22 protein-coding genes are annotated in these 26,086 nt (G+C 59.5%); 14 read left to right on the top strand and 8 right to left on the bottom strand.

Features of this window, described 5'->3' with window-relative positions; all coding sequences use genetic code 11:
* Nucleotides 1-134: 134 nt before the first annotated feature.
* A complete protein-coding gene (locus AB4P97_RS06865; protein ID WP_395602290.1) occupies nucleotides 135-1,619 on the bottom strand; it encodes an NCS1 family nucleobase:cation symporter-1 in 1,485 nt (494 codons plus the stop codon).
* Between the two features lie 623 nt (nucleotides 1,620-2,242).
* Between AB4P97_RS06865 and hydA the strand changes: the two genes are divergently transcribed.
* The 3 genes from hydA to preA all read left to right on the top strand — a co-directional run bounded on the left by hydA (nucleotide 2,243) and on the right by preA (nucleotide 6,517).
* Nucleotides 2,243-3,682 carry a dihydropyrimidinase gene (gene hydA, locus AB4P97_RS06860; protein WP_042559665.1) on the top strand — a complete coding sequence of 480 codons (1,440 nt, stop codon included), beginning with the start codon at nucleotides 2,243-2,245 and terminating at the stop codon, nucleotides 3,680-3,682.
* Between the two features lie 192 nt (nucleotides 3,683-3,874).
* Entirely contained in the window at nucleotides 3,875-5,242 is a 1,368-nt protein-coding gene (locus AB4P97_RS06855; protein ID WP_395602289.1) for an NAD(P)-dependent oxidoreductase, read from the top strand.
* Complete coding sequence (gene preA / locus AB4P97_RS06850) at nucleotides 5,243-6,517, top strand: NAD-dependent dihydropyrimidine dehydrogenase subunit PreA (RefSeq protein ID WP_210705390.1); 1,275 nt, start codon at nucleotides 5,243-5,245, stop codon at nucleotides 6,515-6,517.
* 79 nt (nucleotides 6,518-6,596) lie between these two features.
* Here preA and AB4P97_RS06845 read toward each other — a convergent pair whose 3' ends face one another.
* From AB4P97_RS06845 to AB4P97_RS06835, 3 genes are read right to left on the bottom strand one after another with little or no spacing between them, the layout of a single operon-like run.
* On the bottom strand, nucleotides 6,597-7,217 hold the full coding sequence (locus tag AB4P97_RS06845) for a TetR/AcrR family transcriptional regulator (protein ID WP_042559668.1): 621 nt from the start codon (nucleotides 7,215-7,217) through the stop codon (nucleotides 6,597-6,599).
* 38 nt (nucleotides 7,218-7,255) lie between these two features.
* Entirely contained in the window at nucleotides 7,256-8,398 is a 1,143-nt protein-coding gene (locus AB4P97_RS06840) for an HlyD family secretion protein (protein ID WP_395602288.1), read from the bottom strand.
* Nucleotides 8,395-10,050 (bottom strand): MFS transporter, encoded by a 1,656-nt coding sequence (locus AB4P97_RS06835; protein ID WP_042559670.1) that lies wholly within the window; start codon nucleotides 10,048-10,050, stop codon nucleotides 8,395-8,397. Before AB4P97_RS06835 ends, AB4P97_RS06840 begins: the two co-directional genes overlap by 4 nt.
* 320 nt (nucleotides 10,051-10,370) lie before the next feature.
* Between AB4P97_RS06835 and AB4P97_RS06830 the strand changes: the two genes are divergently transcribed.
* From AB4P97_RS06830 to AB4P97_RS06805, 6 genes are all read left to right on the top strand, one after another.
* The gene (locus AB4P97_RS06830) at nucleotides 10,371-11,666 is read left to right on the top strand and encodes an OprD family porin (protein WP_261736827.1); all 1,296 of its coding nucleotides are present in this window, start codon (nucleotides 10,371-10,373) and stop codon (nucleotides 11,664-11,666) included.
* A 392-nt stretch (nucleotides 11,667-12,058) separates the two neighbouring features.
* On the top strand, nucleotides 12,059-12,883 hold the full coding sequence (locus AB4P97_RS06825; RefSeq protein ID WP_047300619.1) for an NAD(P)-dependent oxidoreductase: 825 nt from the start codon (nucleotides 12,059-12,061) through the stop codon (nucleotides 12,881-12,883).
* A gap of 44 nt (nucleotides 12,884-12,927) precedes the next feature.
* Nucleotides 12,928-13,821 carry an SMP-30/gluconolactonase/LRE family protein gene (locus tag AB4P97_RS06820; protein WP_395602913.1) on the top strand — a complete coding sequence of 298 codons (894 nt, stop codon included), beginning with the start codon at nucleotides 12,928-12,930 and terminating at the stop codon, nucleotides 13,819-13,821.
* Nucleotides 13,822-13,881: 60 nt separating this feature from the next.
* The gene (locus AB4P97_RS06815; RefSeq protein WP_395602287.1) at nucleotides 13,882-14,853 is read left to right on the top strand and encodes a TRAP transporter substrate-binding protein; all 972 of its coding nucleotides are present in this window, start codon (nucleotides 13,882-13,884) and stop codon (nucleotides 14,851-14,853) included.
* Nucleotides 14,854-14,930: 77 nt separating this feature from the next.
* A complete protein-coding gene (locus AB4P97_RS06810; protein WP_042559676.1) occupies nucleotides 14,931-15,458 on the top strand; it encodes a TRAP transporter small permease in 528 nt (175 codons plus the stop codon).
* On the top strand, nucleotides 15,458-16,738 hold the full coding sequence (locus AB4P97_RS06805; RefSeq protein ID WP_210625005.1) for a TRAP transporter large permease: 1,281 nt from the start codon (nucleotides 15,458-15,460) through the stop codon (nucleotides 16,736-16,738). The genes AB4P97_RS06810 and AB4P97_RS06805 overlap by 1 nt, the downstream gene beginning before the upstream one ends.
* Before the next feature lie 47 nt (nucleotides 16,739-16,785).
* Here the strand turns inward: AB4P97_RS06805 and AB4P97_RS06800 are convergent, their stop codons facing one another.
* The 3 genes from AB4P97_RS06800 to AB4P97_RS06790 form a co-directional block, all read right to left on the bottom strand.
* The gene (locus tag AB4P97_RS06800) at nucleotides 16,786-17,586 is read right to left on the bottom strand and encodes a sulfite exporter TauE/SafE family protein (protein ID WP_042559678.1); all 801 of its coding nucleotides are present in this window, start codon (nucleotides 17,584-17,586) and stop codon (nucleotides 16,786-16,788) included.
* 9 nt (nucleotides 17,587-17,595) lie between these two features.
* A complete protein-coding gene (locus AB4P97_RS06795) occupies nucleotides 17,596-18,840 on the bottom strand; it encodes an FAD/NAD(P)-binding oxidoreductase (RefSeq protein WP_042559679.1) in 1,245 nt (414 codons plus the stop codon).
* A 164-nt stretch (nucleotides 18,841-19,004) separates the two neighbouring features.
* Nucleotides 19,005-19,346 (bottom strand): helix-turn-helix transcriptional regulator, encoded by a 342-nt coding sequence (locus AB4P97_RS06790; protein WP_042559680.1) that lies wholly within the window; start codon nucleotides 19,344-19,346, stop codon nucleotides 19,005-19,007.
* A 96-nt stretch (nucleotides 19,347-19,442) separates the two neighbouring features.
* Here AB4P97_RS06790 and AB4P97_RS06785 point away from each other — a divergent pair, with 96 nt between their 5' ends.
* Nucleotides 19,443-20,306, top strand: a complete 864-nt coding sequence (locus AB4P97_RS06785; protein ID WP_042559681.1) for an MBL fold metallo-hydrolase — start codon at nucleotides 19,443-19,445, stop codon at nucleotides 20,304-20,306.
* Between the two features lie 27 nt (nucleotides 20,307-20,333).
* Here the strand turns inward: AB4P97_RS06785 and bkdR are convergent, their stop codons facing one another.
* Nucleotides 20,334-20,822, bottom strand: coding sequence for a Bkd operon transcriptional regulator BkdR (bkdR, locus tag AB4P97_RS06780; protein ID WP_042559682.1), 489 nt, complete (start codon nucleotides 20,820-20,822; stop codon nucleotides 20,334-20,336).
* A 185-nt stretch (nucleotides 20,823-21,007) separates the two neighbouring features.
* Between bkdR and AB4P97_RS06775 the strand changes: the two genes are divergently transcribed.
* Genes AB4P97_RS06775 through lpdA form a run of 4 tightly spaced genes read left to right on the top strand, consistent with a single transcriptional unit; the run spans nucleotide 21,008 to nucleotide 25,956 of the window.
* On the top strand, nucleotides 21,008-22,243 hold the full coding sequence (locus AB4P97_RS06775; RefSeq protein ID WP_042559683.1) for a 3-methyl-2-oxobutanoate dehydrogenase (2-methylpropanoyl-transferring) subunit alpha: 1,236 nt from the start codon (nucleotides 21,008-21,010) through the stop codon (nucleotides 22,241-22,243).
* Nucleotide 22,244: 1 nt separating this feature from the next.
* The gene (locus AB4P97_RS06770) at nucleotides 22,245-23,303 is read left to right on the top strand and encodes an alpha-ketoacid dehydrogenase subunit beta (protein ID WP_042559684.1); all 1,059 of its coding nucleotides are present in this window, start codon (nucleotides 22,245-22,247) and stop codon (nucleotides 23,301-23,303) included.
* Nucleotides 23,304-24,578, top strand: a complete 1,275-nt coding sequence (locus tag AB4P97_RS06765; protein WP_042559685.1) for a dihydrolipoamide acetyltransferase family protein — start codon at nucleotides 23,304-23,306, stop codon at nucleotides 24,576-24,578. It abuts the gene before it with no gap.
* A gap of 4 nt (nucleotides 24,579-24,582) precedes the next feature.
* Entirely contained in the window at nucleotides 24,583-25,956 is a 1,374-nt protein-coding gene (lpdA, locus tag AB4P97_RS06760) for a dihydrolipoyl dehydrogenase (RefSeq protein WP_042559686.1), read from the top strand.
* The last annotated feature ends 130 nt before the right edge of the window (nucleotides 25,957-26,086 follow it).

Genomic DNA, 26,086 nt, shown 5'->3' with positions numbered 1-26,086 from the left:
GTGGCGTTTGTGAGACCGCCATCGCTGGCAAGCCAGCTCCCACGAGATCAAGTCGTACACAAAATATGTGTTCACTCAAATACCTGTAGGAGCTGCGGTGCGACGATTCGACTTGCCAGCGATGAGGCCCTCCCTCACACCGCCGATTTCACGACTGAAGGCTGCGCTCGCATCACGCACAACCCGTAATAAATGATTCCACCCAACGCCGAGCCAGTGAACCAGCCGTAGCTGTAAAACCAGCTGAACGCATCACTGCCCAGCGACAGCAAGGTCAGCACCACCGGCACACCAAACGCGACGAACCCGGCCCAGTTCCACGCTGGGTAAACGTCGTCGCGATACAACCCGGCCAGGTCCAGTTGTTGTTTCTTGATCAGGAAATAATCCACCACCATGATCCCGGCGATCGGCCCGAGCAGGCTCGAATAGCCCAGCAGCCAGTTGGAATACACGGTTTCGAGGCTGACGTCGGAGACGATCAGGCCGAGTTTTTTCAACAGCTCATGGGCCATCAACACCAGCCCCACCAGCCCGGTCAGCAACACTGCTTTGGTGCGGTTGATGACCTTAGGCGCGATGTTCTGAAAGTCGTTGGTTGGCGAAACGATGTTGGCAGCGGTGTTGGTCGACAACGTGGCGATGATGATCAACGCCATCGCCACCGCGACCCATACCGGGCTCTGGATGTGGCCGATCAGGGTGACCGGGTCAGCAACCGTCACGCCGACCAGTTTCACTGACGCGGCCGTCATGATCACGCCGAGGGAGGCGAACAGGAACATGGTCAGCGGCAGGCCAATGATCTGCCCGACAATCTGATCCTTCTGGCTCTTGGCGTAGCGACTGAAGTCAGGAATGTTCAGCGACAACGTTGCCCAGAAGCCGACCATCGCCGTCAGCCCGGCAGCGAAGTAACTGACCACGCTCGCACCTTCAGGACGCTTGGGCGGGATCGCCAGCAGTTCGGTCATCGACACATTGGGCATCGCCCACACCAGCAGGCCGATACCGACCGCGACCAGCAGCGGCGCAGACAAGGTTTCCAGCCACTTGATCGACTCGGCACCGCGGATCACCACCCACAGGTTCAGCGCCCAGAAGATCATGAAACCGATCACTTCGCCGGTGCCGCTAAGGGATTTCCAGCCCTCGAATACCGAGCCGAGAAACAGGTGAATGGCCAGTCCGCCAAACATCGTCTGAATGCCGAACCAACCGCACGCGACCAGTGCGCGAATCAGGCACGGCACGTTGGAACCGAGAATGCCGAACGATGAACGCAACAATACCGGAAACGGAATGCCGTACTTGGTGCCGGGAAAAGCATTCAGCGTCAGCGGAATCAGGACGATGACGTTGGCAAACAGAATCGCCAACAGCGCTTCACCGACGCTCAGGCCGAAATACGCCGTGAGCACGCCGCCCAGGGTGTAGGTCGGCACGCAGATCGCCATGCCTACCCACAATGCGGTGATGTGCCATTTGTTCCAGGTTCGTTCGCGCACCTTGGTCGGTGCCATGTCGTGGTTGTAACGGGGACTGTCGAGGACGTCGCTGCCGGCTTCAAGCTCAAACAAGCCGTCGCGCTCGGTCACTTGCGATCTGATCTGTTGCATGGCCGCTCCACTGTTCTTCTGATTATTTTTTGCTCATCAGGCGGCTGGCGCATGGGGCGCGAGCCGGACGATGGCCGGAGGAACTGACAACTTTCATGCACCGGCCATGGTGTCAGCGGCGGCATCAATAAACGTGCCGGGTGTACCGCTCAGCGCTCGGGCCGTGCATTAAACGCATTGCAACTTTCTGATATTGCTCGATTTTAATTATTCACCGGGTGAGCCTTCGGAAACTTGTCTGGGCGCTCAGGCTAAACGCTTGGCTAGTTGTCCGAACAGACAGGACTCAAACTGGTGCACTGCACTTTTTTTGTTGATGAGCGATCAACCGCAGCTCAACTTCAAGCGGCTGATTTCACATAAGAAATCTTGACCATATTTCCATCCTGTCAAGTGCGTCAAAATGGTGAGCAGGCTCACCATTTTGGTGATTTTGATTATTTTTCTTTAATTATCAGTAATTTAATTAAGATATAAGCTTATAAAAAATAATCTTGATCTATTGTAAAACTGAGTCTAGTTTCTATTCCTGACAGCGATGACAGGAATACGCCCTTCGCCGCTGTACATCAATAAAACATTTAGAACCGGCACAAGTCGGTCATGCCTGCGAGGAACTCGGAATGTCTCTGTTGATCCGTGGCGCCACCGTTGTTACCCATGATGAAAGTTATCGCGCCGACGTCTATTGCGCTGACGGCGTGATTAAAGCCATCGGTGAAAACCTTGATGTTCCCGCCAGCGCTGAAGTGCTCGACGGCAGCGGTCAATACCTGATGCCCGGCGGCATCGACCCACACACTCATATGCAACTCCCGTTCATGGGCACCGTGGCCAGCGAAGACTTCTTCAGCGGCACCGCTGCGGGTCTGGCCGGCGGCACCACCTCGATCATCGATTTCGTGATTCCCAATCCGCAGCAGTCGTTGATGGAGGCGTTTCATCAGTGGCGCGGCTGGGCGGAAAAATCGGCGTCGGACTACGGCTTCCATGTCGCGATCACCTGGTGGAGCGAGCAGGTACGCGAGGAAATGGCCGAACTGGTCAGCCATCACGGGATCAACAGCTTCAAGCATTTCATGGCCTATAAAAACGCGATCATGGCCGCCGACGACACGCTGGTGGCGAGTTTCGAGCGCTGTCTGGAACTCGGCGCGGTGCCGACCGTGCACGCAGAAAACGGCGAGCTGGTTTATCACCTGCAACGCAAATTGATGGCCCAGGGCATCACCGGGCCGGAAGCACATCCACTGTCTCGTCCTTCGCAGGTTGAAGGTGAAGCGGCGAGTCGGGCCATTCGCATTGCTGAAACAATCGGCACGCCGCTGTATCTGGTGCACGTTTCGACCAAGGAAGCCCTCGACGAAATCACCTATGCGCGCAGCAAGGGCCAACCGGTTTACGGCGAGGTTCTGGCCGGCCATCTATTGCTGGATGACAGCGTCTACCAACATCCGGACTGGCAGACCGCCGCCGGTTACGTGATGAGTCCGCCGTTTCGTCCACGCGGCCATCAGGAAGCGCTGTGGCATGGCCTGCAAAACGGCAATCTGCACACCACCGCCACCGACCACTGCTGTTTCTGCGCCGAGCAAAAAGCCGCCGGGCGCGACGACTTCAGCAAGATCCCCAACGGCACTGCCGGCATCGAAGACCGCATGGCGCTGTTATGGGATGAAGGGGTCAATACCGGGCGTTTTTCGATGCAGGATTTTGTCGCGCTGACCTCCACCAACACCGCGAAGATCTTCAATCTCTACCCACGCAAAGGCGCGATTCGCGTCGGCGCCGATGCCGATCTGGTGCTGTGGGACCCGCAAGGCACGCGCACCATTTCCGCCAAGACCCACCATCAGCAGGTGGACTTCAACATCTTCGAAGGCAAGACCGTGCGCGGTGTACCGAGCCATACCGTCAGCCAGGGCCGTGTGGTCTGGGCCGATGGCGACTTGCGCGCCGAACGGGGTGCCGGACGGTACATCGAACGGCCGGCGTATCCGGCGGTGTTTGATTTGCTGAGCAAGCGGGCTGAGCAACATAAGCCGACAGCTGTGAAACGCTGAAAGCGGCCTTCGGCCTTCGCGAGCAGGCTCGCTCCCACATTTGAAATGCATACCCCGTGTAGGAGCTGCCGAAGGCTGCGATCTTTTGATTTTGGTTTTCAGAAGCAAGATCAAAAGATCGCAGCCTTCGGCAGCTCCTACAGAGATTTGGCCAATGCCCGTCAGAGGCAGCAAACCGTGAGGCAAAAAACCGTGATCGAGACCCTGAACCATCTCCCCCACCCGCACGAAAGCGCGGCCGCCCTCGCTGGTCATTTCACCGATCTGGCGCCGCCGCTGAACGATCGCCAGGCCCATCTGGAAGCATCGCGTTGCCTGTATTGCTATGACGCGCCGTGCGTCAATGCGTGCCCGAGCGAGATCGATATTCCCTCGTTCATCCGCAACATCCATCAGGACAACGTGCCCGGTGCCGCGCAGAAAATCCTTTCGGCGAACATCCTCGGCGGCAGTTGCGCGCGGGTCTGTCCGACCGAAATCCTCTGCCAGCAAGCCTGCGTGCGCAACAACGCCCAGGAATGCGCACCGGTGCTGATCGGCCTGTTGCAACGCTACGCCGTGGACAACGCACACTTCACCGAACACCCGTTCCAGCGCGCCGCTGCGACCGGCAAGCGCATCGCGGTGGTGGGCGCCGGGCCGGCGGGTTTGTCCTGCGCCCATCGCAGCGCCATGCACGGTCACGATGTGGTGATTTTCGAGGCGCGGGAAAAGGCTGGCGGGCTCAATGAATACGGGATCGCCAAGTACAAACTGGTCGACGATTACGCGCAGAAGGAACTGGATTTCCTCCTGCAAATCGGCGGCATCGAAATCCGCCATGGGCAAAAACTCGGCGAAAACCTGACCCTCAGTGAATTGCATCAACAGTTCGATGCGGTGTTCCTCGGCCTCGGCCTCAACGCCAGCAAACAACTTGGCCTGGCCCACGAAGACGCCCCCGGCCTGCTCGCGGCCACCGACTACATCCGCGAACTGCGTCAGGCCGATGACCTGACGCAACTGCCGCTGGCCGAGCGCTGCATCGTCCTTGGCGCCGGCAATACTGCGATCGACATGGCGGTGCAAATGGCTCGCCTCGGTGCTCGCGATGTGAATCTGGTGTATCGCCGCGGCGCAGCGGACATGGGCGCAACCGGCCATGAGCAGGACATCGCCAAAGCCAATCAAGTGCGCCTGCTGACCTGGGCGCAACCGGAAGAGGTGCTGCTCGATGATCAGGGCCGCGTGCGCGGCATGCGTTTCGCTCGCACGGATCTGGTCGACGGTCGCCTTCAAACCACCGGGGAAACCTTCGACCTGGCGGCCGATGCGATCTTCAAAGCCATCGGTCAGTCCTTCGACGGCAGCGCCCTCGCCGACCCGATGGCCCGTGAACTCAAGCGTCAGGGCGAACGGATTCAGGTCGATAAAAACCTGCGCACCAGCATTCCCGGCGTGTATGCCGGTGGCGACTGCACCAGCCTCGATCAGGACCTGACGGTGCAAGCGGTGCAACACGGCAAACTCGCCGCCGAGGCGATCAACGCTCAACTGATGCTTAACGTGGAGGCTGCGTAAATGGCCGATCTATCGATAGTCTTCGCCGGCATCAAAGCCCCTAACCCATTCTGGCTGGCCTCCGCGCCGCCGACCGACAAAGCCTACAACGTGGTCCGCGCCTTCGAGGCGGGCTGGGGCGGCGTGGTCTGGAAAACCTTGGGCGAGGATCCGGCGGCGGTCAACGTGTCGTCGCGTTACTCGGCACACTACGGCAACAACCGCGAAGTGCTGGGCATCAACAACATCGAGTTGATCACCGACCGTTCACTGGAGATCAACCTGCGCGAAATCACTCAGGTGAAAAAGGATTGGCCGGACCGGGCGATGATCGTGTCGCTGATGGTGCCGTGCGTTGAGGAATCGTGGAAATACATTCTGCCGCTGGTGGAAGCCACCGGGGCCGATGGCATCGAACTCAACTTCGGCTGCCCCCACGGCATGCCCGAGCGCGGCATGGGTGCGGCGGTCGGTCAGGTGCCCGAGTACGTCGAACAAGTGACGCGCTGGTGCAAGACTTACTGCTCGCTGCCGGTGATCGTGAAGCTGACGCCAAACATCACCGACATCCGCGTTGCCGCCCGCGCGGCGCATCGCGGTGGTGCGGATGCGGTGTCACTGATCAACACCATCAACTCGATCACCAGCGTCGATCTGGAACACATGGTCGCCCTGCCCACCGTCGGCAGCAAGAGCACCCACGGCGGTTACTGCGGCTCTGCGGTGAAACCGATTGCGCTGAACATGGTTGCGGAAATTGCCCGCGATCCACTGACCCAGGGCCTGCCGATCTGCGGCATCGGCGGCATCGGCAGTTGGCGTGATGCAGCGGAATTCATGGCGCTGGGCAGCGGCGCGGTGCAGGTGTGCACGGCGGCGATGCTGCATGGTTTTCGGATTGTCGAGGAGATGAAGGACGGTCTGTCACGATGGATGGACAGTCAGGGTTACGCCAGCATCGCCGAGTTCTCCGGGCGTGCGGTGGGCAACACCACGGACTGGAAGTACCTAGACATCAACTATCAGGTGATTGCGAAGATCGATCAGGAGGCTTGCATTGGTTGCGGGCGTTGCCATATTGCTTGCGAGGACACTTCACATCAGGCGATCAGCAGTGTTCGCGAGGCCGATGGCACGCATAAATATGAAGTGATCGATGATGAGTGCGTCGGCTGCAATCTGTGCCAGATCACCTGCCCGGTAGCGGACTGCATCGAGATGGTGCCGATGGAGACGGGCAAGCCGTTTCTGGACTGGAATCATGATCCGAGGAATCCGTATCACGTTGCGGTCTGATTCAAAATCAAAAGATCGCAGCCTTCGGCAGCTCCTACACAATCTCTGTAGGCGCTGCCGAAGGCTGCGATCTTTTGCGCTAGGGCTCCAACCCGATCCCGCGCAAAATCACACTCGTCACCGTCTGCACCGCCCGCTCGAATTGCATATCCGACAGCGGCTGGTGATCGTTCAGGATATTCACCTGATGATCAAAGTCGGCGTAATGCTGGGTCGACGCCCAGATCATGTACAGCAGGCTCGACGGCTCCACCGGCAAGATGCGCTTGTCCTCGACCCACTGGCGGATCTTCGCTTCTTTCATCTTCGCCCAGTCATACAGGCTGACATCCAGCGCCTCACCCAGCGTCGGCGCACCATGAATGATTTCATTGGCCCAGACTTTCGAGCCATACGGCCGGCTGCGCGAGTGGTTCATCTTGGCGCGGATATAGCTGCTGAGCACCACCCGCGGGTCATCGAACATCTCGAAGCACAATGCGTCCTGCTTCCACACTTCCAGCAGATCAAACAGCACCGCGCTGTACAACTCACTCTTGGTGCTGAAGTAGTAATGCAGATTGGAACGCGGCAGTTGCACCTCCGCGGCGATGTCGGCCATGGCGGTGCTGCCGAAACCTTTTTCGGCGAAGACCTTTTCCGCGCCGAGGAGGATTTTTTCGACGTTACTGCGGCGAATCTCGATCTTGTGATTGCCCATGTGGGCTCCCTGACAACAACGTTTTCGAAGACTGTTGGTCAATGCGGCTGGGTATCCCCCGCCGCCGTATCAATACTTACCACCACCGACATCCCCGGCCGCAATCGTTCTTCTTCCTGCTGATCGGGATCAATGGTGATGCGCACCGGCACTCGCTGGGCGATTTTGACGAAATTGCCTGTCGCATTGTCCGCCTGCAACAAGGCAAATTCAGAACCGGTGCCCGGCGAAATATGCTGCACATGCCCGGTGAATTTGCGGTGGTTCAACCCGTCGACGGTGAAGTGCACCGGTTGCCCGACCCGCACGTTATTCATCTGGGTTTCCTTCATGTTGGCGATCACCCATTTCTGGTTCGGCACCAATGCCATCAACTGCGCGCCGGAGTTGACGTAAGCGCCGAGACGCACGCCGATCTGCCCGAGCTGGCCGTCGCGCGGGGCGACGATGCGCGTGTTCGACAGGTCGATCCGCGCCAGTTGCACGGCGGCGTCGGCGCTGGCGACAGCGGCCTCGAGTGAGCCGCGATTGACGATCACCGTTTGCAGGTCCTGACGGGCGATTTCCAGATTGGCCTTGGCCTGGGCGGCGGCCGCGATACTTTGCGCGTCGGCCGCCAGTGCCACGTCCATTTCTCGTTTGGACACCGAGCCGTCTCTCACCAGTTCCTTGTTACGGCGCAGATCGGCCGCACTTTTGCGTAACTGCGCTTCGCTGTCGGCGACCACTGCCTGACGCAACTTGATCGTCGCTTCGGCGCTGTTGCGTTGCTGCACCACGTTGGCCAGGGCGGCTTTCTGCACCGCCAGTTGCGCCAGCGATTGGTCGAGGCGTTGCTGATAGATGCGGTCATCCAGACGTACGAGCAAATCACCGGCCTTCACGAACTGGAAATCCTGCACCGGCACTTCATAAACATAGCCCGCAAGCTGGGGGCCAATGATCGTCACCTGCCCGCGCACCAGGGCGTTTTCGGTGGTCTCGACGGCACTGCTGAACGGCGGCAATTGCCAGGCATACAGCACGATCAATACGCCGACGATGGCAACCGCGGCAAAACCCAATGACGAGATGATCCGTACCCGCAGTGAACGCGGTTCGGTGCCTGGCGAGGATGGCGGCGCCACGCCTTCCGGGGTGGCGGCGATGGCATTGGTGGTTGTGGTGGTCGGTTCGGTCATGAAGTTGTGGCACCGCTGGAAGATACGGGAGGCGCAGGGGCGACGGCTTTGGTGGTGCTCATCAGCCACAGTGCGCGAATGGAAATCCAGATCATGGTCAGCACAGCGATCACCGCGATAAGCATGAACACATCGTTATAGGCCAGCACGTTGGCTTCGCGCGTCGCGGCATTGGCCAGGCTGCGAATCCCGGCCAGATTGCGCAGGCTCGGGTCGGCCAGTAGCGAGCCGTACGCCGAGCCGCCGCTCTGCACCCGCGCGGCCACTAACGGATCAGACAACGTCAGGTGCTCGACGATGTGGCTGGAATGAAATTTTTCCCGGACGATCTGAAAGGTGCCGAGCAGCGCCGCGCCGATCAGGCCGCCGAGGTTATTGCAGATACCGAACAGCACGGAAAAACTCACCAGATTGCGTGGATTGGTCAGCACATTACGGGTGCCGAGGACCATGGTCGGACCGAGGAAAAAGGTACTGCCGAACGCCAGCAAAAACTGGCTGAAATACAGGTTTTCAGGGCGGGTCAGGTTGTTGGAGAAACTGTCCATCACCGAGCCTGTGGCCATCAATGCCAGCGAAATAATCAGCGGCATGAGCAGGTGTTTCGGGTTGATCGTCAGCGCACTGGTCAACAACCCGGCGACGCTGCCGATCATCATCACCACGTAGAGGCTGTGTAACTGCTGGCTGCTCATGTTGAGGTTTTGCATGAAGCCGACCGCACCGGTGGATTGCTCCGAGGTGACCATGCGAATCAGGATGACCGCCAGCGCCAGACGAATCATCACCCCGCTGCCGAGCCAGCGTGTCATCAACAACGGGTTGCTGCGGTTGTGTTCAATGGCCAGGCCGGTGAGGATCAACGCGATCGAACCGGCCAGGGCGACGCCGAGCCAGTCGGCCTCCAGCCACCAGTCGATCCGCCCCAGCGACAGCACCGCGCAGAGCAGCGCCACACCGCTGGCCAGAATCGCGAAGGTGAGAAAGTCGAGTTTTTCGAAAGTCTTGAAGCGGTCTCCGGGCGGCAGCTTGAGCAGCAAAACACAACCCAGCGACAGCAGTGCCATGCCCAATTCGAACAGGTACAGCCCGCGCCATTCGGCAATCTGCAACAAATCTTCGGAAAACAATCGCGCCAGCGGCAAAGCCAACTGCGAGCTGCCGAGGCCGAGCACCAGTGCTTTCATCCGCCATTTCGCCGGAAACGCCTGGACCATGTAATACAAACCCAAGGAGCTCAACGCCGCACCGACCATACCGTGCGCCGCACGCACCGCCACTGCCGAGTTCAGATCGTTGACGAATAAATGGCCGAAGGTCACCAGCGCATACAGCACCAGAAACACCTCGGTGAACGCACGCAAACCGAACTGCTGACGAAACTTCACCAGCAGCAGGTTCATCGACACGTTGGTCATCACATACGCCGCCGGCAGCCAGGCCATCTCCGCCGTGGTCGCACCGAGCGCGCCCTGCAGGTAAATCAGGTTGGCGACCACCAGCGAATTGCCCAAACCGCCGGTCAACGCCACCAGCAAACCCACCAGCGCATAGGCCAGTCGCTTGGGATTGGAGTGCAATGGCGTCGAGGGGGAGCCGGGCAAACTGGGCTTCTCGTGAGGCTGCCAGTTGCGCGGGGCGTATTGATCCATTGAAAAGCCTTGTGCGGGAGATGAACGAAGTTTGCCGCAAAACCGCAGACAGCACATTCCATGTACAACAAAAAACCCTGTGGGAGCTGGCTTGCCAGCGATGAGGCCGGCAGATCCGGCATCTTTGTGTACTGACCCACCGCTATCGCTGGCAAGCCAGCTCCCACAGGGTTCTATGTTGAATGGGCGATTTTTACCTCGAACGAGTCATCGTATAACTTCCTGTTGACTTTCCAGTGAAACCTAGGAAATATCCGCCCCTATGTTGTACGACGACGTATAACAATAATAAAAACAACAATGATCCTGGGAGCGTCACAGTGAGCACAATCGCCCGCAATTCCGTCCGCCCTTCCCGCTTTAGCGTCACTTGTCCTCGTGCCACCCTTAGCCTGATCGGCTGCAGCAGTCTTGTTCTCGCCTTGCCCATGAGCGCCGCCGCCGAAGGCTTTCTCGAAGACAGCAAAGCCACGCTGAACCTGCGCAACGCCTACTTCAACCGCAACTTCACCAACCCGAACAATGCGCAGGGCAAGGCTGAAGAGTGGACGCAGAGCTTCATCCTCGATGCCAGGTCCGGCTTCACCCAAGGCACCGTGGGTTTCGGCATAGACATGCTCGGGCTGTACTCGCAAAAGCTCGATGGTGGCAAAGGCACTGGCGGTACACAGCTGCTGCCGATCCACGATGACGGGCGCCCGGCAGACAATTTCGGTCGCCTCGGTGTGGCATTGAAAGCCAAGGTGTCGAAGACCGAATTGAAGGTCGGCGAGTGGATGCCGGTGCTGCCGATCCTGCGTTCCGACGATGGCCGCTCCCTGCCGCAAACCTTTCGCGGTGGCCAGATCACATCCACCGAGATCAACGGCTTGAGCCTGTACGGCGGCCAGTTCCGCGGCAACAGTCCGCGCAACGACGCGAGCATGGAAGACATGTCGATGAACGGCCGCGGCGCATTCACCTCCGACCGGTTCAACTTCGGCGGTGGTGAATATGCCTTCAACGACAAGCGCACCCAGGTCGGCGTCTGGTACGCCGAACTCACCGACATCTACCAGCAGCAATACTTCAACCTCAGCCATAGCCAGCCAATCGGCGACTGGACGCTGGGCGCCAACCTCGGTTTCTTTACCGGCAAGGAAGACGGCAGCGCGCAGGCCGGCGATCTCGACAACAAAACCGCATTCGCCCTGCTTTCGGCCAAATACGGCGGCAACACCTTCTATGTCGGCCTGCAGAAACTCGGCGGCGACGATGCATGGATGCGCGTCAACGGCACCAGCGGCGGCACCCTGGCCAACGACAGTTACAACGCCAGTTATGACAACGCCAAGGAACGCTCCTGGCAGGTTCGCCATGACTACAATTTCGTCGCTCTCGGCGTTCCCGGTCTGACCATGATGAACCGCTACATCAGCGGCGATAACGTCCACACCGCCACCACCAGCGATGGCAAGGAATGGGGACGCGAGTCGGAACTGGCCTACACCGTACAGAGCGGACCACTGAAAAATCTCAATGTGAAATGGCGCAACGCGACAATTCGCCGAGATTTCAGCACCAACGAGTTCGATGAGAACCGGATCTTTATCAGCTATCCGATATCGTTGTTGTAAGGCATCCGCCCTTTCTCTGTGGGAGCGAGCCTGCTCGCGATGGCGTCATGTCAATCAATGCAAATGTTGCCTAAATCGCCGCCATCGCTGGCAAGCCAGCTCCCACAGTGTCGGTGGTGAATACAGGAATCGTACATGCCTTTGATACCTGTGGGAGCTGGCTTGCCAGCGATGAGGGCGGCAGATTCAACATTGATGTTGATAGACACTGCGCCATCGCGAACAGGCTCACTCCTACAGGGATCGCATTGTCAGGCGAGAACCGGGCAATCAGCCCTTCCGTCATTTACACCAAAAGTCGCGTTGACAAGATCCGGAAACCCTACCGATACTTCAGCGCAGTCATACGACAACCTACAACAAACCTAATAACAATGAGTTCAGGGATTGCCATGACGTCCACCTCTACCTCACGCGCCCCATTCAATCGCCTGCTGCTGACCGGTGCTGCCGGCGGCCTGGGCAAAGTCTTGCGCGAACGTCTGCGGCCTTACGCCAATGTGCTGCGTTTGTCTGACATCGCTGCGCTCGCCCCGGCCGTGGATGATCACGAAGAAGTCGTGCTGTGCGATCTCGCCGACAAAAACGCTGTGCACCAACTCGTCGAAGGCGTCGACGCGATCCTGCATTTCGGCGGTGTGTCCGTTGAACGGCCGTTCGAAGAGATACTCGGCGCCAACATCTGCGGCGTCTTCCACATCTATGAAGCCGCCCGCCGGCATGGCGTGAAACGGGTGATCTTCGCCAGTTCCAACCACGTCATCGGCTTCTACAAACAGGACGAACAACTCGACGCCAGCTCCGCCCGCCGCCCCGATGGTTACTACGGCTTGTCCAAGTCCTACGGCGAGGACATGGCCAGTTTCTACTTCGATCGCTACGGCATCGAGACCGTGAGCATTCGCATCGGCTCTTCGTTCCCGGAGCCACAGAATCGCCGAATGATGCACACCTGGCTGAGCTTCGACGACCTCACCCAATTGCTCGAACGCTCGCTGTACACACCGAATGTCGGCCACACCGTGGTGTATGGCATGTCCGACAACAAGGACGTCTGGTGGGACAACCGCTTGGCCAGCCACCTCGGCTTCGAAGCCAAGGACAGCTCTGAAGTGTTCCGCGAAAAAGTCGAGGCACAGCCGATGCCGGCCGCCGATGACCCGGCGCGCATTTATCAGGGCGGCGCCTTCGTTGCGGCCGGGCCGTTTGGTGACTGACCTGTCCACTTGATCCCCCTCCAACAAGAACCAAGGGAATGAGTATGCAAGCCGAATTGATCGTCGACGCCCGCAACGCGGTCGGTGAAAGCCCGGTCTGGGTGCCGCAGGAAAACGCCCTCTATTGGGTGGATATTCCCAACGGTGGCCTGCAACGCTGGAGCGCCGACACCGGGCATGTTCACGCCTGGAAAGCCCCGCAAATGCTCGCCTGCATCGCCCCTCACAGCCGTGGTGGCTGGATCGCGGGCATGGAAACCGGTTTCTTCCGGCTGTACCCGAACGCGGACGGCAGCCTCGACAGCGAATTGCTCGCTACGGTCGAACACAGCCGCGAAGACATGCGCCTCAACGATGGTCGTTGCGACCGTCAGGGCCGTTTCTGGGCGGGCAGCATGGTGCTGAACATGGGTTTGAACGCGCCCGAAGGTCGGCTCTATCGCTACGGCGCCGCCGAGTCCGGTGTGATCGACGCGCAACTCGACGGTTTCATCGTGCCCAACGGTCTCGGCTTCAGCCCCGATGGCAAAACCATGTACTTGTCCGACTCGCATCCCAACGTGCAACTGATCTGGGCTTTCGATTACGACACTGCCAGCGGCACACCGTCGAACCGTCGCGTCTTCGTCGACATGAATCAGCACTGCGGCCGCCCTGATGGCGCGGCGGTCGATGCCGACGGTTGCTACTGGATCTGCGCTAACGACGCCGGCCTTGTCCACCGTTTCACCCCGGATGGACGCCTTGATTATTCGCTGCCAGTGCCGGTGAAGAAACCGACCATGTGCGCCTTTGGTGGCGCCCGAATGGACACCCTGTTTGTCGCTTCGATCCGCCCCGGCGATGACCACGACCCGCAGTCTCTGGCCGGCGGCGTGTTCGCCCTGAACCCCGGCGTCAAAGGCCTGCCGGAGCCTCTTTTCAACGATTTGCTTTAACCCGCCTCTGCTGCACCGCTGTGCCTTGAACACAAAAATAACAAGACTGGAGACACCCCCATGGACTTCAAACGCACCTTGCTCGCCGCTGCACTTCCGCTGGCCTTCACCCTCAGCAGCGCCGCTCACGCGCTGGAAATCAAATTCGCCGACATCCACCCCGCCGGTTATCCAACGGTTGTCGCCGAAAAAAGCATGGGCGATGCCCTGACCAAGGAAACCAATGGCGACCTGACCTTCAAGTATTTCCCGGGCGGTGTGCTCGGCTCGGAGAAAGAGGTCATCGAACAGGCGCAGGTCGGCGCGATCCAGATGACACGTGTCAGCCTCGGCATCGTCGGCCCGGTCGTACCAGATGTGAACGTGTTCAACATGCCATTCATCTTCCGCGATCAGGCGCATATGCGCGCCGTCATTGACGGCGAAGTCGGAGATGCAATTCTCGACAAAATCACCAATTCCGAATTCGGTCTCGTCGCCCTGGCCTGGATGGACGGCGGTACGCGCAACATCTACACCAAAAAACCGGTGCGCAAACTCGAAGACCTCAAGGGCATGAAGATTCGCGTGCAAGGCAATCCGATGTTCATCGACACCATCAACGCCATGGGCGGCAACGGCATCGCGATGGACACTGGCGAGATCTTCAGTGCCCTGCAAACAGGGGTGATCGACGGCGCGGAAAACAACCCGCCGACCCTGCTCGAACACAACCATTTCCAGAACGCCAAGTACTACAGCCTGACCGGTCACCTGATTCTGCCCGAGCCCATCGTGATGTCGAAAATCACCTGGGAAAAACTGACTCCCGATCAACAAGTACTGGTCAAGAAAGCAGCCAAAACCGCGCAGGCCGAGGAACGCGCGTTGTGGGACGCCAAGTCCACCAGCAGTGAAGAGAAACTCAAGGCTGCCGGCGTGGAGTTCATCACCGTCGACAAAAAACCCTTCTACGAGGCCACCGCTTCGGTCCGCGAAAAGTACGGCGCGCCTTACGCCGACCTGATCAAGCGCATCGAAGCCGTTCAGTAACTCTCTGTCCTCAATGAAAGGCCCGGCAGCGCTGACCTCGTTTGGTGTCAGCGCCTGCCCGGTTACGGTGGAACCCGATGAAGAATCTACTGCTGAGCATCAATGACCGGATCTACATGGCCTGCATCTGGGTCGCCGGTCTGTCGGTGCTGACCATTTCCCTGATCATCCCCTGGGGCGTGTTTGCCCGTTACATCCTTGGCACCGGTTCGAGCTGGCCGGAGCCCACCGCCATCCTGCTGATGATGGTTTTCACCTTCATCGGCGCCGCCGCCAGTTATCGCGCCGGTGCACACATGGCCGTGGCCATGGTCACCGATCGCCTGAACCCGAACATGCGCAGAACCATGAGCATCGTTTCCCAGGTGTTGATGGGCATCATCTGCCTGTTCATGACCATCTGGGGCACCAAGCTGTGCCTGTCCACCTGGAACCAGTTCATGAGCGCCATGCCTACCCTGCGCGTGGGCATCACTTACATGCCGATTCCGGTTGGCGGCGCGCTGACATTGATTTTCGTCGTGGAAAAACTTTTGCTGGGTGACCAGAGCAATCGCCGCGTGGTGCGGTTCGATCTGGTTGAAGAAAACGAAGGGGCTGCCTGATGGACGCATTGATTCTGCTGGGCAGTTTTATCGTACTGATCCTGATCGGCATGCCAGTCGCCTACGCCCTCGGGCTGTCGGCGCTGATCGGCGCATGGTGGATCGACATTCCGTTTCAGGCCCTGATGATCCAGGTCGCGGGCGGGGTGAACAAATTCTCGCTGCTGGCGATTCCGTTCTTTGTTCTGGCCGGGGCGATCATGGCCGAGGGCGGCATGTCCCGGCGCCTGGTGGCGTTTGCCGGTGTGCTCGTCGGGTTCGTGCGTGGTGGCCTGTCGCTGGTCAACATCGTGGCGTCGACGTTTTTCGGCGCAATTTCCGGTTCGTCGGTAGCCGACACCGCTTCTGTGGGGTCGGTGCTGATCCCGGAAATGGAGCGCAAAGGCTACCCGCGTGATTTCTCCACGGCGGTGACCGTCAGCGGCTCCGTGCAAGCGCTGTTGACCCCGCCGAGCCACAACTCGGTGCTCTACTCGCTGGCCGCCGGCGGCACCGTGTCCATCGCATCGCTGTTCATGGCCGGCGTGGTTCCCGGCCTGTTGATGAGCGCGTGCCTGATGGTGCTCTGCCTGATTTTCGCGCGTAAACGCGACTATCCCAAAGGCGAAGTCATCCCGATGCGCCAGGCCCTGAAAATCTGCGGCGAAGCGTTGTGGGGGTTGATGGCGATGGTGATCATCCTCGGCGGCATCCTTTCGGGGATTTTCACTGCCACCGAATCGGCTGCCATCGCGGTACTGTGGTCGTTCTTCGTGACCATGTTCATCTACCGCGACTACAAGTGGAGTGAACTGCCCAAGCTGATGCACCGCACCGTGCGGACGATTTCGATCGTGATGATCCTGATCGGTTTCGCCGCGAGCTTCGGCTACATCATGACCCTGATGCAGATTCCGGCGAAGATCACCACGCTGTTCCTGACCCTGTCGGACAACCGCTACGTGATCCTGATGTGCATCAACGTCATGCTGCTGTTGCTCGGCACAGTGATGGACATGGCGCCGCTGATCCTGATCCTCACGCCAATCCTGATGCCGGTGATTCTCGGCATTGGCGTCGACCCCGTGCAGTTCGGCATGATCATGCTGGTCAACCTCGGGATCGGATTGATAACACCGCCGGTGGGCGCCGTGCTGTTTGTCGGCTCGGCCGTGGGCAAGGTCAGCATCGAGAGCACCGTGAAAGCGCTGCTGCCGTTCTATGCGGTGCTGTTCATGGTTTTACTGCTGGTAACGTACGTGCCGGCGATTTCGTTGTGGCTGCCGCATCTGGTGTTGTAACGCAGTACTTGTGGCGAGGGATTTGCTCCCTCGCCACAGGGTTTCCCTCAAGCCCGCAACAACATGTACCCCGCCACCACCAGACACACACTCGCAAACCCCACCTGCAACGCACGTGCCGGCACCCTTGCGCAGAGCTTGCGCCCGATGATCATGCCGACAACGCTGGCGACAATGAACGCCGCACCCAGGCTGTCGATCCGCACCCCGGCATGAAACGCACCGATCACACCGATCGCCGAAATAAGGCTGATCACCATCAATGACGTGGCAACGATGCCGCGCATCTGCACATCGGTCAGCTGCTTGAACGCCGGCACGATCAAGAAGCCGCCACCCACACCCAACAATCCTGAAACCACGCCCGTCACAGCACCCAATGCCGCCAGGGTTGCAGTGCATTTGGCCGTCCAGTCGAAGCGTCCGGTCTCTTCATCGAGCATGCAATTCTTCTGGCCCCAACTGGCATGGCCATGATCACTCGGCCCCGCTTGCTGACGCTCGCGCCGCAACATGCGCCAGGCCACCATGACCATCAGCAGGCTGAACAGAATCATCAGGATCTTCTCCGGCAACTGATGCGCGAAGTAGATCCCCAGCGGCGAAAACACCGCGCCGAGTGCGGCAATCAATAGCGCCGCGCGATAACGCACCAGACCATGACGCAAGCCATCGATAGCGCCGACTGCCGCCGCACTGCCGACGGCAAACAACGCCACTGGCGCCGCTTGCGTCATCGTCCAGCCGAGCCCGAGCACCAGCGCCGGTACCGCAAGAATCCCGCCGCCGGCCCCGGTCAACCCGAGGACCAACCCCATCACCACGCCAAACAGACTTGCCAGCAACATAGGGTTTTCTCAATCGACCTTGGACAGGCTGGTCAGCCATTCGCGACCTTTAAGCATGCCGTTCCAGTAGAACCACGGCAGCAACGTTGCCTTCAACCACCATGCCGAACGACGTGGCACGGTCGGGTCCAGGGCAAAGGTCGGCAGCAATTTACCGGCATAACCGAACTCGGCGAGGATCACCTTGCCCTTCTCCACCGTCAGCGGGCAGGAACCGTAGCCGTCGTACTTCAACGGCAGCGGTTGTTGCTTGCGCAGGGCCAGCAGGTTTTGTGCGACCACCACAACTTGCTTGCGCACCGCCGCGGCGGTTTTCGCGTTGCTGGTGCCACAGATATCACCCAGTGCAAACACCTCGGGATAACGCGGATGCTGCAGGCTATGCGGATTGACTTCGCACCAGCCAGCGGCGTCGGCCAATGTGCTTTGCGCAATGAACTCCGGCGAAACCTGCGGCGGCACGACGTGCAACAGATCGAAGGTTTTTGCTTCGCGGGTGACGTTGCCGTCGGCGTCCTTGACCTCGAACCACGCGGTTTTCGCCGGGCCGTCGACCTTGACCAGATTCGCGTTGAACGCCAGTTGCGCGTTGTACTTCTCGATGTATTTCATCAGCGGCGGCACGAACGTGGCCACGCCGAACAACGCGGCGCCCGCCAGATTGAATTCGACATTGATGTTGTTCAGCACGCCGCTTTTAAGCCAGTGGTCGCAGGACAGGTATAGCGCTTTTTGTGGGGCGCCAGCACATTTGATCGGCATTGCCGGCTGAGTGAACAGCGCCTTGCCGCCGCGCAGTTTCTGCACCTGATCCCAGGTGTACTGCGCGTGCTGATAACTGTAATTGGAGGTGACGCCGTGCTGGCCGAGGCTGTCTTTCAAGCCTTCGATTTTCTCCCAGGCCAGACGCAGGCCGGGACAGACGATCAGGTTTTGATAGCTGACACTGCGTTGATCGCTGAGGCTGAGTTGGCGGTTGTCCGCGTCGATTTGGGTGACCGCCGCTTGAATCCAGGTTGCCTGGCGCGGCATGACTTTGCTCATCGGTCGAACGGTGTCTTTCACGTCATAAGCGCCGCCACCGACCAGCGTCCACGCCGGTTGGTAGTAATGTTGGGAGCTCGGTTCGATGACGGTGATGTTCAAGTGCGGGTCGCGCTTGAGCAGGCTGGCGACGAAGGCGATACCGGCAGTGCCGCCGCCGATGACCACGATGTCTGCACTGATGGATGGGCCACAGTGTTGAACGTTCATTGCTTGTTCCTTATAGCTGCACGCAAGGTTACCCGTCATACACAAAACCTGTGGGAGCTGGCTTGCCAGCGATGGCGGAGTGTCAGTCGCCATCAATATCGAATGAAAAATCCTCATCGCTGGCAAACCAGCTCCCACAGGGAATGTGGTGTGTTGGCGGATATTTACTGATGACCCAGGCTCTTGAGCACAGCGCCACAGTAGAGGCCGGACAATGTTTTCATCACCTGAATCACTTCAGGACTGGCCAGCCCGTAGAAGATGTATTTGCCCTCACGACGGGTCCCGACCAATCCCTCATCGCGCAGAATGCCCAGTTGCTGGGACAGCGTCGGTTGACGCACGCCGGTCATCTTTTCCAGTTCGCCGACATTGCGCTCGCCCTGGGTCAGCTGACAGAGGATCAACAGACGATCTTCATTGGCCATGGCCTTGAGCAGCGAACAGGCCTTGGAGGCCGAAGCGCGCAATTGGGCGACTTCACATTCGGTCAGAGTGGATTGCATTTGCATGATGCCTTCAACGTCACTTAAGCTGCGAACATTATGTTTTTACATAAAGTGTTGCAACTGACTTTTCCACCCTTGCACAGGTTCATGTCCATGACCGCGTTGATTGAAGCCTTTCTTGACCCCGCCTCCTCGACCTACAGCTACGTGGTTTACGAGGCCGACGGCGGACAATGCGCAATCGTCGACCCGGTGCTCGACTACGATGGCGCCGCCGGCCGCACCTGCACCGCTCAGGCTGATCGGATCATTGCGTTTGTCCGCGCACATGACTTGCAAGTGCAATGGCTACTGGAAACCCACGCCCACGCCGATCACCTGTCCGCCGCGCCGTATCTGCGCCGGGAACTGGGGGGCAAGATCGCGATTGGCGAGTCGATCAGCAAAGTGCAGAACGTGTTCAAGGCATTGTTCAATCTCGAGCCGGAATTCTGTGTCGATGGCTCGCAGTTCGATCACCTGTTCGCGCCGAACGAATCATTCACCATCGGCAACCTCAAAGCCACGGCGCTGCATGTGCCGGGGCATACACCGGCGGACATGGCCTACTTGATCGACGGCGAGCAGATTCTGGTCGGTGACACGCTGTTCATGCCGGATGTGGGCACGGCGCGCTGCGACTTCCCCGGCGGCAATGCCCATCAACTGTTCAACTCGATTCACAAACTGCTGGCCTTCCCTGCCAGCGTGAAACTCTACGTTTGCCACGACTACCCGCCAGAGGGCCGCGAGGCCCACTGCCAGACCACCGTCGGTGAACAGCGTAAAAGCAACATTCATGTGCATGACGGCATTGATGAAGCGGCGTTCGTCGAGATGCGTACCAAGCGTGATGCCGGGCTGGGTATGCCGACGCTGCTGCTGCCGGCGATTCAGGTAAATGTGCGGGCGGGGAATTTTCCGGCGGCGGAAGACAATGGCGTGGTTTATCTGAAGATTCCGATCAACAAACTTTAACGTCAAAAGATCGTCCGATCTGGCCGTTCAGACACCCAACGTCAACCCATTCGCCGGCAATGGCAACGCCGTTTTATAGCGCACCTGCTTGAGCGCAAAGCTCGAGCGGATATTCGCCACCCCCGGCACTTTCGTCAGAAAGTCCATCATGAATCGCTCCAGCGATTGGATGGACGGCACCAAAACCCGGATCAGATAGTCCGGGTCGCCGGCCATCAGGTAGCACTCCATCACCTCGGGGCGATCGGAAATCGCCTCCTCGAAATGCTGCAATGCCTCCTCCACCTGCTTCTCCAGGCTGACGTGAATGAACACGTTGACATGCAGGCCCAGCAGATCGGCGTCGAGCAGCGTGACTTGCTCGCGAATCAGGCCCAATTCTTCCATTGCCTTGACCCGGTTGAAACACGGCGTTGGCGACAGATTCACCGAGCGTGCGAGGTCGGCGTTGGTGATGCGCGCATTCTCCTGAAGGCTGTTGAGAATGCCGATATCGGTACGGTCCAGTTTGCGCATGAGACAAAACCACCTGTTTTTTATGTTTATGCAGATTTTTTATCTGCAAATCATCTCCAGCGCAACGAAACAGAGAGAAATATTCTTCTTGCCCGCGCCTATGATTGTTGTAGGACAAGATTTCTTCCAGCGAAGAATGACTGCCAGCTCACTACAAGAAATTCACAAGATCGAGCGTAGAAGCCATGACCCAAGCGTACGAACCGCTGCGTCTGCACGTCCCTGAACCCTCGGGCCGTCCAGGCTGCAAAACCGACTTTTCCTACCTGCATCTGACCGATGCCGGTACGGTGCGCAAACCTTCCATTGACGTTGAACCCGCCGACACCGCCGACCTGGCACGAGGCCTGATTCGCGTGCTCGACGATCAAGGCAACGCCCTCGGCCCATGGGCTGAAAACGTGCCGGTCGAGATCCTTCGCAAGGGCATGCGCGCCATGCTCAAGACGCGTATCTACGACAACCGCATGGTGGTCGCCCAGCGTCAGAAAAAGATGTCGTTCTACATGCAGAGCCTTGGCGAAGAAGCCATCGGCAGCGCCCAGGCGCTGGCGTTGAACGTCGACGACATGTGTTTTCCGACCTACCGTCAGCAAAGCATTCTGATGGCGCGCGACGTGCCGCTGGTCGACCTGATCTGCCAGTTGTTGTCCAACGAGCGCGACCCGCTCAAGGGCCGTCAACTGCCGATCATGTACTCAGTCAAGGACTTCGGCTTCTTCACCATTTCCGGCAACCTCGCCACCCAGTTCATTCAGGGCGTGGGCTGGGGCATGGCCTCGGCGATCAAGGGCGACACCAAAATCGCCTCGGCCTGGATCGGCGACGGCGCCACTGCCGAATCGGACTTCCACACCGCCCTCACCTTCGCCCACGTTTATCGGGCGCCGGTGATCCTCAATGTGGTCAACAATCAGTGGGCGATTTCGACCTTCCAGGCCATCGCTGGCGGTGAAGCCACCACATTCGCCGGACGCGGCGTCGGTTGCGGCATTGCCTCGCTGCGTGTTGATGGTAACGACTTCTACGCGGTCTACGCGGCTTCTGCCTGGGCTGCCGAGCGCGCCCGCCGCAACCTCGGCCCGACCATGATCGAATGGGTCACCTACCGCGCCGGCCCGCACTCGACCTCCGACGATCCATCGAAATATCGTCCTGCCGATGACTGGAGCCACTTCCCGCTCGGCGACCCGATCGCGCGTCTCAAGCAGCACCTGATCAAGATCGGCCACTGGTCCGATGAAGAACACGCCGCCGTCAGCGCCGAACTCGAAGCCGAAGTGATTGCCGCGCAGAAACAGGCCGAGCAGTACGGCACCCTCGCCGGCGGCCAGATTCCAAGCGCCGCGACCATGTTCGAAGACGTCTACAAAGAGATGCCGGAGCACTTGAAGCGCCAGCGTCAGCAGTTGGGGGTCTGAGATGAACGATCACAACAACAATATTCAGCTGGAAACCGCCATGACCACGACCACCATGACCATGATCCAGGCCCTGCGCTCGGCCATGGATGTGATGCTTGAACGTGACGACAACGTGGTGGTATTCGGTCAGGACGTCGGTTACTTCGGCGGCGTGTTCCGTTGCACCGAAGGCCTGCAGACCAAATATGGCTCGTCGCGGGTGTTCGACGCACCGATTTCCGAAAGCGGCATCGTCGGCGTTGCCGTCGGTATGGGCGCTTACGGTTTGCGTCCGGTGGCCGAGATCCAGTTCGCCGACTACGTCTACCCGGCGTCCGACCAGATCATTTCCGAAGCGGCGCGTCTGCGCTATCGCTCGGCTGGCGAGTTCACCGCACCGATGACCCTGCGCATGCCGTGCGGTGGTGGCATCTACGGTGGCCAGACCCACAGTCAGAGCATCGAGGCGATGTTCACTCAGGTCTGTGGTCTGCGCACGGTCATGCCGTCCAACCCGTATGACGCCAAAGGTTTGCTGATCGCCTCCATCGAAAACGATGACCCGGTGATCTTCCTCGAACCAAAACGCCTGTACAACGGCCCGTTCGACGGCCACCACGACCGCCCGGTAACCCCGTGGTCGAAACACCCTGCCGCGCAGGTTCCGGACGGCTACTACACCGTGCCGCTGGACGTCGCCGCGATCACCCGTCCGGGCAAGGACGTGACCGTGCTGACCTACGGCACCACCGTATATGTCTCGCAAGTGGCCGCTGAAGAGAGCGGCGTCGATGCCGAAGTCATCGACCTGCGCAGCCTGTGGCCGCTGGACCTGGAAACCATCGTCAAATCGGTGAAGAAAACCGGTCGCTGCGTAGTGGTTCACGAAGCCACTCGCACCTGCGGTTTTGGCGCCGAGTTGGTGTCGCTGGTGCAAGAGCACTGTTTCCATCACCTGGAAGCGCCGATCGAACGCGTCACCGGTTGGGACACCCCCTACCCGCACGCGCAAGAGTGGGCGTATTTCCCTGGCCCGTCCCGAGTGGGCGCGGCTTTGAAACGGGTCATGGAGGTCTGAATGGGCACGCACGTTATCAAGATGCCGGACATTGGCGAAGGCATCGCAGAAGTAGAACTGTCGCAATGGCACGTCAAGGTTGGCGATCTGGTGGTTGAAGATCAGGTGCTGGCCGATGTCATGACCGACAAGGCGATGGTCGACATTCCGTCGCCGGTGCATGGCAAGGTGATTGCGCTCGGCGGTCAGCCGGGTGAAGTGATGGCGGTCGGCAGCGTGCTGATCAGCATTGAAGTGGAAGGCGCGGGCAATCTGAAAGAATCGGCTGCCCCGACTCCGGTTGCTGTCAAGGAACCTGCTGCACCGAAAGCCGAAGCTGTCGTAGAGACCAAACCCGCCGCCGCTGCACCGCGCTCGGCTGCCGTTTGTCAGGGCCCGATGGTTGCCCGTGAGGCGAATGAGCGTCCGCTGGCCTCCCCGGCCGTGCGCAAACATGCGCTGGATCTGGGCATTCAATTGCGTCTGGTGCGTGGCAGTGGCCCGGCCGGTCGCGTATTGCACGAAGACCTCGATGCCTATCTGGCGCAAGGTCAATCCAACGCTCAAGCGCCAGTCGCCGCCGCTTATGCCCAGCGCAACGACGAAGAACAGATTCAAGTGATCGGCATGCGCCGCAAGATCGCCCAACGCATGCAAGACGCCACGCAACGTGCCGCGCACTTCAGCTACGTCGAAGAAATCGACGTCACCGCGATTGAAGAACTGCGCGCGCATTTGAACGAAAAACACGGCGCCAGCCGTGGCAAGTTGACCTTGCTGCCGTTCCTCGTCCGCGCACTGGTGGTGGCCCTGCGCGACTTCCCGCAGATGAACGCCCGTTACGACGACGAAGCCCAGGTCATCACTCGCCTCGGCGCCGTGCATGTCGGGGTCGCCACGCAAAGCGATGTCGGCCTGATGGTGCCGGTGGTGCGTCACGCCGAAGCGCGCAGCCTGTGGGACAGCGCGGCAGAAATCTCGCGCCTGGCCAACGCCGCCCGCAACGGCAAGGCCAGCCGCGATGAACTGTCCGGCTCGAGCATCACCCTGACCAGCCTCGGTGCGCTGGGCGGCATCGTCAGCACGCCGGTGCTGAATCTGCCGGAGGTGGCAATCGTCGGCGTCAACAAAATCGTCGAACGTCCGATGGTCGTCAAAGGCCAGGTAGTGATCCGCAAGATGATGAACCTCTCCAGCTCCTTCGATCACCGCGTGGTCGATGGCATGGACGCGGCGCTCTTCATCCAGGCCATTCGCGGCCTGCTCGAACAACCCGCAACGCTGTTTGTGGAGTGATGCAATGCAAACCTTGAACACCACGCTGCTGATCATTGGCGGCGGCCCCGGCGGCTACATCACGGCGATTCGCGCCGGGCAACTGGGCATTCAGACCATTCTGGTCGAAGGCCAATCGCTGGGCGGCACTTGCTTGAACATCGGCTGCATTCCCTCGAAAGCGCTTATCCATGTGGCTGAGCAGTTTCACCAGACCCAGCAGCACAACCAGCATTCGGCACTGGGTATCAGCGTTTCGGCGCCGACCCTCGATATCAGCAAAAGCGTCGAGTGGAAGGACGGCATTGTTGATCGCCTGACCACCGGCGTCGCCGCATTGCTGAAGAAGAACAAGATTCAAGTCATCAACGGCTGGGCCAAAGTCATCGACGGCAAAACCGTGGAAGTCGGCGACACGCGCATTCAGTGCGAGCATCTGGTACTTGCCACCGGTTCGACCAGTGTCAACCTGCCGATCCTGCCGATTGGCGGGCCGATCATCTCCTCCACCGAAGCGCTGGCGCCGAAAAGCGTGCCGAAACGCCTCGTCGTGGTCGGCGGTGGTTATATCGGTCTGGAGCTGGGCATTGCCTATCGCAAGCTTGGCGCTGAAGTCAGCGTGGTCGAGGCGCAGGAGCGCATTCTGCCGGCCTATGACGCTGAGCTGACGCAACCGGTGCATGAAGCGCTGAAGCAACTGGGCGTGAAACTGTATCTGAACCACAGCGTGCTGGGTTTCGACGGTACCTTGCAGGTGCGTGATCCAAACGGCGACACTCTGAATCTGGAAACCGATCAGGTGCTGGTGGCCGTCGGTCGCAAACCTAATACGCAGGGCTGGAACCTCGAAGCACTGAATCTGGACATGAACGGCTCGGCGATCAAGATCGACAGCCGCTGCCAGACCAGCATGCACAATGTCTACGCCATCGGCGACCTCAGCGGCGAGCCGATGCTGGCCCATCGCGCCATGGCGCAAGGCGAGATGGTTGCCGAGCTGATCAGCGGCAAAAACCGCGAATTCAACCCAACAGCCATCGCTGCCGTGTGCTTTACCGACCCGGAACTGGTGGTGGTCGGCAAGACGCCGGACGAGGCCAAAACTGCCGGGCTCGACTGCATCGTTTCCAGCTTCCCGTTCGCCGCCAATGGCCGGGCAATGACCCTGGAGTCGAAAACCGGCTTCGTGCGGGTGGTTGCGCGTCGCGACAATCATCTGATTGTCGGTTGGCAGGCGGTGGGTGTCGGGGTTTCGGAGTTGTCCACGGCGTTCGCGCAGAGCCTGGAAATGGGCGCGCGGCTGGAAGACATCGGCGGCACCATTCATGCGCATCCGACCTTGGGTGAAGCGGTGCAGGAAGCGGCGTTGCGTGCTTTGGGGCATGCGTTGCATCTGTAATTCAGGACTTTTGCGGATGGCCATGAAGGCCCCTTCGCGAGCAGGCTCGCTGCCACATTTGAAATGGGTTCTACCTGTGGGAGCGAGCCTGCTCGCGAATTCCTGAGGGCAACACGAATTATCTGTCTGT

Origin of the sequence: Pseudomonas sp. A1230, assembly GCF_044218825.1 — a bacterium.
Taxonomy (GTDB): domain Bacteria; phylum Pseudomonadota; class Gammaproteobacteria; order Pseudomonadales; family Pseudomonadaceae; genus Aquipseudomonas; species Aquipseudomonas iridis.
Note: the sequence above shows the minus strand (reverse complement) of the source record. Positions and strands in the feature narration are given on the sequence as shown.